Source organism: Petrotoga halophila DSM 16923 (assembly GCF_002924615.1).
In genome coordinates this window covers 25,441-32,497 of sequence record NZ_JALY01000185.1, presented here as the reverse complement: position 1 = coordinate 32,497, position 7,057 = coordinate 25,441, and the positions used below count along the sequence as shown (strand labels likewise).

The 7,057-nt window shown below is 34.6% G+C and carries 5 protein-coding genes; all 5 read left to right on the top strand.

Annotated features, from left to right (window positions below; genetic code table 11):
- Positions 1 to 205 precede the first annotated feature (205 nt).
- The 5 genes from AA81_RS09435 to AA81_RS09415 all read left to right on the top strand — a co-directional run bounded on the left by AA81_RS09435 (position 206) and on the right by AA81_RS09415 (position 7,031).
- Positions 206 to 1,276 carry a GntR family transcriptional regulator gene (locus AA81_RS09435; protein WP_103898886.1) on the top strand — a complete coding sequence of 357 codons (1,071 nt, stop codon included), beginning with the start codon at positions 206 to 208 and terminating at the stop codon, positions 1,274 to 1,276.
- A 12-nt stretch (positions 1,277 to 1,288) separates the two neighbouring features.
- Positions 1,289 to 2,554, top strand: coding sequence for an ABC transporter substrate-binding protein (locus AA81_RS09430; RefSeq protein WP_103079189.1), 1,266 nt, complete (start codon positions 1,289 to 1,291; stop codon positions 2,552 to 2,554).
- Positions 2,555 to 2,647: 93 nt separating this feature from the next.
- Complete coding sequence (locus tag AA81_RS09425; RefSeq protein WP_103079188.1) at positions 2,648 to 3,517, top strand: carbohydrate ABC transporter permease; 870 nt, start codon at positions 2,648 to 2,650, stop codon at positions 3,515 to 3,517.
- Positions 3,514 to 4,347 (top strand): carbohydrate ABC transporter permease, encoded by an 834-nt coding sequence (locus AA81_RS09420; protein ID WP_103079187.1) that lies wholly within the window; start codon positions 3,514 to 3,516, stop codon positions 4,345 to 4,347. The genes AA81_RS09425 and AA81_RS09420 overlap by 4 nt, the downstream gene beginning before the upstream one ends.
- A gap of 14 nt (positions 4,348 to 4,361) precedes the next feature.
- Positions 4,362 to 7,031: a glycoside hydrolase family 38 N-terminal domain-containing protein gene (locus AA81_RS09415; RefSeq protein WP_103898885.1), complete on the top strand. Its 2,670-nt coding sequence runs from the start codon at positions 4,362 to 4,364 to the stop codon at positions 7,029 to 7,031.
- Positions 7,032 to 7,057: the final 26 nt, after the last annotated feature.

Sequence of the window (7,057 nt, the reverse complement as noted above, 5' to 3'; positions counted from 1 at the left end):
CACTTTTTGGAAGAGAACCTCAGGTTTTTTAATTATACTATTATTTTAATGATTTTTTCTAATTCTTTAAAAAATGGAGATAAATCCATCTAATCGCAAATAATTACCTCTAAATGGATGTAGTTGCCGTTAATCGGATTTTGTTTATTTAAAATGTATTGGTATAATATGTCTAGACATGTACGTACATAGGGAGTGAAAGAATATGAATAACAAACCAAAATACGAAAAAATAAAGGAGTTTTTGATAGCAAATATAGAAAACGGAACGTACCAACCTGATGAACAGATACCATCCGAAAAGGCTTTAGCCAAGGAATTTAAAGTAAGTAGAGAAACTGTCAGAAAAGCACTCGATAAATTAGTTTTTGAAGGTTACCTTTATCGGATTCAGGGCTTGGGGACGTTTGTCTCCCCTATAAAAGGGTCATCTTCAAGTCCGATGCAAGAAAAAAACAAGATCGGTGTTGTTCTTCCGATTTCACATGAATATTTGTCTTTTGAGATATTAGCTGGGATAGAGAAGGCTTATCACAACACAGAATACGAACCTTTCGTTCAGTTCATAGATTCTAATTCCGCTATAACGAAATTAAAAATGAAATATATTCTCTCTTCTAACCCTAAAGGATATATAATCCTTCCCACAAAAGAATTAGTAGAAGATGAAATTTTCAAAAGGTTATTAAAAAAAGAGGTTCCTATGGTTTTTGTAGATAAAACCGTTAACAATATTAGAAAACCACTTGTTCAGTCTGATAATTACTTAGGTGCATATAACTTAACAAAAGAGCTTATTCAAAATTCAACAGTAAAATCTACCATGTTTTTCTCTGAAGAAGATTTTTCTATTAGTTCTGTGAAAGAAAGATATAACGGAATGTCCGATGCTTGTAAAGAGCATAATATTCCCGTTTATAGCGAAATAGTTGGGAAGAATGAGATGGACAGGGCTATAGACAAATGTTTGAAGTACCATGTGGATACTATATTTTGTTGTAACGATATCGTGGCCGTAAGTACTTTGACAGCCTTGCAAGTAAGAGGTCTTTCAGTACCTGAAAAAGTGAGATTATATGGATTTGATGATAGACCAATAGCGCAAAGTATATTCCCAAATCTTACTACTGTAAGGCAACCTTTACGAAATATGGGTGAGGTTGCGGCAAAATACTTAGTTTCAATCATCCAAGGTGAAAATAATAGCGAGGATTTCAAAATTACTTTGCCTGTTGAACTTGTATGGCGAGATTCAACCGGGCAAAAAATCAAGTGAGGAGGGATCAAGATGAGCAAGAAGGTTTTAGTAAGTTTTGTGTTGTTTGTTATGATTTTTTCAAGCATGGCGTTAGCGGTGGAAAAGGTTGTTTTAACTGGCACATTCGCCGCTCCAGCAGATAGGTGGAACGAGTTGATACCAGCGGCTTTAGAAGAGTTAAACAAAAGACATCCAGAGATGGACATCACGATGGAGTACGAAGTGCTCCCCTATGATGATACAAGGTCTAAACTTATCACTTTAACGGCTGGAAAAACTCCAAGAGACTTAGTTTCAATCGATCAAATATGGTTAGGAGAGTTTGCACAATCAGGTTTCCTAAAAGATATTACGGAAGAAGTTAACTCTTGGGGAAGAATTGGTGAATTTTATCCTGCAAATGTGGAAGGCTCAAAATTTGATGACAAGTTTTACAGTATCTGGTCTTGGACAGACGTACGGGTAACATGGTATTGGAAAGATTTGTTAGAAGAAGCAGGCGTAGATCCTGAAATGCTGAAAACTTGGGATGGATACATAGAGGCCTACAAGAAATTAGCTCCTGTTACTATGAAAAAGGGTATATTACCGATGCATTTGGTTGGTGCTGGTCATTCGCCTGATATGTGGTTCCCATATCTATGGATGAATGGTGGAGAAATTCTCGAACAAAAAGATGGGGAGTATTACCCAGCTTTTTATAGCGAGGCAGGGATAAAGGCACTAGCTTTCTTGAGAGATCAGGTAGAGGCAGGTATAAGGCCACAAGTTCAGCATCAATGGGGCCAAGAATTTGCTGATAAGAGATTCGCCGTAATGATCGAAGGAAGTTGGTTGCTAGGGAACTTTCCTGAAGGATTTGACTTCAATCAAATTGGTATGATTCCTGGATTTCCAGTTCCTGAAGAGGGTATGAAAAGTTCCACAATGATGGGGGGTTGGCTGTTGGCTATTCCTTCAACATCCGAACATCCCGAGTTAGCTTGGGAATTGATGACTATCATGCTTGATCCAGAAGTTTTGACCCCTGTTTTGGCTAAATACGTTTACTTGCCCACTCAAAAAACCATAGCCGAACAAGATCCTTACAAATCTACTCTTGAAAGTGAGATACCCTTCTTCGAAGATCTTATGAAGGCGGTAGAGATAGGAAAAGGAAGACCAAATATTCCTGAATATCCACAAATAGCCGAGGCACTGCGAATAGCGATAGAAGAAGTCTATTACGGCGTAAAAACTCCGGAAGATGCCTTGAGAAACGCCTCAAAGAAGGTTGAAGAAATTTTGATTTTCTAAGGAAATTCTTTGAAAAGTAAAAATTTAACAGAGCAGTCCTCCTTGGTTAAAGGAGGCTGCTTTTAGTAAAGAATAGACGGAGGTGGTGAACCAATGCAAAAGAAAAAGTGGATGCCTTTTTTATTGTTACTACCTGCTTTGGCCATAATGTTCTTTTTAATGATTTTTCCTGTATTTTGGAATCTAACCATATCGATGCATGATGTAAAAACTACTAATATAAATGACGTTTGGCCTTTTGTTGGTTTCCAAAACTGGGTAAAAATTTTTCAAGATGAATATTTCCTACAATCTTTGAAAGTTACACTCTTTTTTGTTTTAGGATCGGTATTTTTTCAAATTTTTATAGGTTTTTTAATAGCGAGGATTTTAATTGAAAGAGTTTGGGGGACTAAATTTTTTAGGGTTCTTTTTATACTTCCATGGCTTTTGTCAGCCACTATCGTTGGATTTTCCTGGCAGTGGATGTACAACGATTATTTTGGATTGATAAACGGTATGCTTATGAGGTTAGGAATGCAGCCTGTAAATTGGATATCAGATCCAAATATGGCCTTGATATCCTTATTGATAGCTAATATATGGTTTGGTACACCGTTTTCTATACTTTTTCAAGAATCCTCGTTGTTGACAATCGATAGAAGTTTGTATGAGGCCGCTAAAATTGATGGTGCTAACCCACTTCAAAGTTTTTTCAATATAACGTTGCCTTTGTTGGCGCCTTTTTTGGGGATAAATTTAATCCTTACTTCTATGTGGAGTGTAAACCTTTTTGATCTTCAATTGGTATTGACAGGAGGAGGGCCTTTAATGTCTACTACAACAGCCTCTTTGTATATGTATAAACAAGGTTTTGAACAAGGTAATCTGTCTATTGGTGCGGCAATAGGAATAGTTCTACTTATTATAAATTTGACGGTTTCTTTCCTTTATCTACGAGCATTGAGGGGTGAGGAGGCATGACCAAAAAGAATAAAACAATTAGAGCTATACTATTTATCATTCTTGTTCTATTCGCTATTTACACGGTAATGCCTATATTTTGGGTGTTTGTTACTTCGTTGAAAACAGCGGAGGAAGCAAGATCATTCCCTCCTACTTTAATTCCTAAAGAAGTGACCTTTCAAAATTATCAATTGCTTCTTCAAGATGAACAAATGATGAGAAGTTTTCTGAATAGTATTATAGTAGCTGTTCCAGCAACCCTACTATGTGTTATAATTTCTGCGTTAGCTGCCTTTGCCTTTTCAAGGTACAAGTTCAGAGGGAAAAAGCAACTTTTAGCCGGAGTGATGGGAATTTTTATGATACCTATTACGATGAACACAATCCCATTATATTTGATATTTCAGAGGATGGGTTTATTAGATACATATGCGGGAGTAATCCTGGCTTATCAGGTTTTAATAATACCCTTGAATATTTTTATTCTCAAAAACCATTTTGATACCATTCCCGTTTCTTTAGAAGAGGCAGCAGCTCTGGATGGTGCCACAACCATGCAAAGATTTACGAAGGTAATAATGCCCTTATCTTGGCCAGGTTTAAGTATATCTTTTATATTTACCTTCAGATTTGCATGGAATGAATTCGTTTTACCTATGATTTTAATAAGTTCTCCCAGTAAGACTGTTTTCCAAGTTGCAATGTACAGATTCTTGGGACTTTACAGTATAGATTGGGGTTTACTTAGTGCCGCCATTGTAATTGGTATGATCCCAATTTTGATAATTATAATATTTTTTCAGAGACAACTCTTACAAGGGATACAGGCTGGTTCAATTAAAGGATAATTGGAGGCGAAGAGATGTACCATATCATTTCACACACACATTGGGATAGAGAATGGTTCGCTCCTGCGGATATAACAAAAAAAATGTTACCTAGTTTATTTCAAAAACTCTTCGAGTTAATTGATAATAATCCTGAATACAAGTTTGTTTTAGACGGACAAATGTTGTTAGTGAAAGATTATTTAAGTAATTTTCAAGGAGAAGAAAGAAAAAAAGCAGAGGACGAATTGAAAAAATACTCTAAAAATATAGCCTTTGGCCCATACTATGGACAAATTGATTGGAGAGTCTCTGAAGAAAGCTCAATCAGAAATATTATATTGGGTAGACAAGAGGCTAAAAAATATGGAAATGTGATGAATGTAGGTTGGTTATTGGATAATTTTGGCTTTTCGTCTCAAGTTGCACAAATTAATTCTAAATGTGAAATAGAAGGTTGTTTCCTCTGGAGAGGTTTAAAAATGAAATTTCCAAAAATCGGGTTTACTTGGAGCAGTTCCGATGGTAGCAAAATTCATGGAATATTTTTAATCGATAGTTATAGGAATATCATGAGGTTGAAAGATTATCCAGAAGTTATGGAAAAAAGATTGGAGTTGGAAATTAACAAGCTAAAAACATATTCGAAAACTAATTATCTTCCTTTACTAAACGGATACGACTTGGATCCTGTTCCAGAAGATCCCACTGATGGAGAATTAAAAACGGTTTTTCCAGATGAGTTTATACAAGGATATTTTAAACAAGAAGACCCTTCTTTAATAGAAAAATACGTTGGTGAGCTAATTGATGGAAGCGTTGTTTCGACATTTCCAGGAAGTTTATCAACAAGGCAGTATTTAAAAATTATGAATTGGCATTCTGAATATATGCTCTCTAAGGTATTAGAACCATTAATTGCTATCGCAGACAATTCTGAAGACGATAAAGAGATACAAAAGGCTTGGGAATATTTAATAATGAACCTAGTCCACGACAGCATAGGAGGAGTAGGAGTAGATCAGATTCATGAAGATATGGAAGAAAGATACTATAAAATCAAAGAGATTTTTGAATCAACTTTAAATAATGTTTTGGATAAGGTAGGCCAGATTTTACCTTTAGGTTATACTTGTCTAAACTTGAATCCTCAGGAAATACCCGTATTATTTGAAAATAAAGAAACCCTTTATAGATTTTCTGCACCGTCAGGAAGTATATCAAAAGTAAATTTAAAAAAGTATAAAGTAAGTTATTTAGAAAAACCAATAAATAGTTTTCATTGGGAGAATGAACATTTCAAAGCATTCGTTGAAAACGGGAAGCTTAGAATTAAAAAGGAAAATAACGATTATTTAATCAGACCTGTTTTGGTAGAAGATAAGGGTGATGAATACTCTTCTGCATTTGATAAAGAGTTGAACTTAACTTTCTCAGGAATGAGATTGAAAGCACAGTCAGATAATTATTCCAAAATAGCTCTTGATTTTACCAGCAACGAAGTTAACTTCACCCTTTATTTGACATTTTCAGAATTGCCCTATATCAACATCGAAATTGAATCTTTGGGAAAAGGATCAGATTATGGATTACTTTTATCTTTAATTGGAGATGGAGATATAAATGCGGGTGTACCTTTTGATTCTGTAAAAAGACCATATGAAGTAAAATATGAGGAACCAGAAGAAGAAATGAAAAAGTTTTTAGTTGCTGCAAGAGAAATCTCTTTTAATAACGTGTTTCCTATGAAGGACTACGTTGGCTTAGAAAAAGATGACTATTTTGCAACCTTTATGGCCAAAGGAATTTATAGTTATACCACACATTCTACGAAATCCCTAGAAAAAGCTGTTTCTTTAATTTTATTAAGATCTGTAAGTTGGCTTTCTCTCGAAAATGTAAAAGGAAGAACAGGAGATGCTGGCCCCGTAATGTACACTCCTGGAGCCGAAGTAAAAAGAAAAATGAAAATCGAAACTGCTTTTTGTCTATCACCTAAAGATGATTTTTTGAAATACAAAAATTCCTTTATCAATCCTCCTTTATTGTTTTATAAACATAATAATAATTCAGATTTAGAAAACCAGGCCGGGGTGGTTCATAAATTCTATTCTTCAGTGGATGAAAATATAGAATTTGTGAATATAAAACCTTCAATAGACAAAGAGGGGATAACCCTACGGTTTTTTAATCCTACTCACAAGAAAAAAGGGATAAAATTACCTCAGAAAGTCGTAAAAACAGATTTGTTAGAGCAAGATTTAGAAGAATTCGATGGAACAATTAAGCCAAAAGAGATATTAACTTTAAAAATACCCATGCTATCTTTTAATATTTGTTCTGATGATCAAGGCTCAAAAGTTAACATCGTATATCCTAAATTTACGTGGGATATCTCTGAAGATCTTTCAAAACCCGATATAGATATAATAAATAATATGGAAAGAGAAGCCAAAGATCTTAAAGAACATATAAAAGATTTAGAAAAGAAAATGAAAGAAAGTCAAGGTATTAACAGGTATGTATTGCTTTTTGAAAAGTATAAATTAATGAGGAAGGCGCTAGAATTAGAGTTATCCTCGTTATATAACAGATCTAAGATTGAACGTGTGGATCCTTCAAAAATAGAACATATAATTGTAGAGTTGAACGATGTCAGAATAAAGCGGAGAGGTATAGAATTTTTATTGGCTACTCTTAGGTAGTTTGAATCTTTGCAATTTTTTAAAGG

What these genes read in the sequence shown, in the direction of transcription:
- AA81_RS09435 (WP_103898886.1), top strand. Translation starts at nt 206, where the DNA reads ATGAATAACAAACCAAAATACGAAAAAATAAAGGAGTTTTTGATAGCA.
- AA81_RS09430 (WP_103079189.1), top strand. Translation starts at nt 1,289, where the DNA reads ATGAGCAAGAAGGTTTTAGTAAGTTTTGTGTTGTTTGTTATGATTTTT.
- AA81_RS09425 (WP_103079188.1), top strand. Translation starts at nt 2,648, where the DNA reads ATGCAAAAGAAAAAGTGGATGCCTTTTTTATTGTTACTACCTGCTTTG.
- AA81_RS09420 (WP_103079187.1), top strand. Translation starts at nt 3,514, where the DNA reads ATGACCAAAAAGAATAAAACAATTAGAGCTATACTATTTATCATTCTT.
- AA81_RS09415 (WP_103898885.1), top strand. Translation starts at nt 4,362, where the DNA reads ATGTACCATATCATTTCACACACACATTGGGATAGAGAATGGTTCGCT.